General features: G+C 52.0%; 1 rRNA gene. It reads right to left on the bottom strand.

From position 1 onward, the window contains the following. Window positions 1-1471 (bottom strand): 16S ribosomal RNA (locus tag HMPREF2731_RS04770); the annotation flags it as partial. Window positions 1472-1555 lie beyond the last annotated feature (84 nt).

The following is a 1555-nucleotide window of genomic DNA, read 5'->3' as shown; positions in this document are numbered from 1 at the left end:
AAAAGGTTACCTCACCGACTTCGGGTGTTACAAACTCTCGTGGTGTGACGGGCGGTGTGTACAAGGCCCGGGAACGTATTCACCGCGGCGTGCTGATCCGCGATTACTAGCGATTCCGGCTTCATGCAGGCGAGTTGCAGCCTGCAATCCGAACTGAGAGAAGCTTTAAGAGATTAGCTTAGCCTCGCGACTTCGCAACTCGTTGTACTTCCCATTGTAGCACGTGTGTAGCCCAGGTCATAAGGGGCATGATGATTTGACGTCATCCCCACCTTCCTCCGGTTTGTCACCGGCAGTCTTGCTAGAGTGCCCAACTGAATGATGGCAACTAACAATAAGGGTTGCGCTCGTTGCGGGACTTAACCCAACATCTCACGACACGAGCTGACGACAACCATGCACCACCTGTCACTTTGCCCCCGAAGGGGAAGCTCTATCTCTAGAGTGGTCAAAGGATGTCAAGACCTGGTAAGGTTCTTCGCGTTGCTTCGAATTAAACCACATGCTCCACCGCTTGTGCGGGCCCCCGTCAATTCCTTTGAGTTTCAACCTTGCGGTCGTACTCCCCAGGCGGAGTGCTTAATGCGTTAGCTGCAGCACTGAAGGGCGGAAACCCTCCAACACTTAGCACTCATCGTTTACGGCGTGGACTACCAGGGTATCTAATCCTGTTTGCTCCCCACGCTTTCGAGCCTCAGCGTCAGTTACAGACCAGAGAGCCGCCTTCGCCACTGGTGTTCCTCCATATATCTACGCATTTCACCGCTACACATGGAATTCCACTCTCCTCTTCTGCACTCAAGTCTCCCAGTTTCCAATGACCCTCCCCGGTTGAGCCGGGGGCTTTCACATCAGACTTAAGAAACCGCCTGCGCTCGCTTTACGCCCAATAAATCCGGACAACGCTTGCCACCTACGTATTACCGCGGCTGCTGGCACGTAGTTAGCCGTGGCTTTCTGGTTAGATACCGTCAAGGGATGAACAGTTACTCTCATCCTTGTTCTTCTCTAACAACAGAGTTTTACGATCCGAAAACCTTCTTCACTCACGCGGCGTTGCTCGGTCAGACTTTCGTCCATTGCCGAAGATTCCCTACTGCTGCCTCCCGTAGGAGTTTGGGCCGTGTCTCAGTCCCAATGTGGCCGATCACCCTCTCAGGTCGGCTATGCATCGTGGCCTTGGTGAGCCGTTACCTCACCAACTAGCTAATGCACCGCGGGTCCATCCATCAGCGACACCCGAAAGCGCCTTTCAAATCAAAACCATGCGGTTTCGATTGTTATACGGTATTAGCACCTGTTTCCAAGTGTTATCCCCTTCTGATGGGCAGGTTACCCACGTGTTACTCACCCGTTCGCCACTCTTCTTTTTCCGGTGGAGCAAGCTCCGGTGGAAAAAGAAGCGTACGACTTGCATGTATTAGGCACGCCGCCAGCGTTCGTCCTGAGCCAGGATCAAACTCTCATAAAAAGTTCGAACAATCTTGCGATTGTTAAGCTCAATTTGTTTGCTAGCATATTGCTTGCTTGTTAAAAAATGTTTGTTGTCTTGAAT

The sequence above is a fragment of the Enterococcus sp. HMSC072F02 genome (assembly GCF_001837725.1).
Classification (GTDB): Bacteria; Bacillota; Bacilli; order Lactobacillales; family Enterococcaceae; genus Enterococcus_B; species Enterococcus_B lactis.
This window is presented reverse-complemented; position numbering and strand designations above follow the sequence as displayed.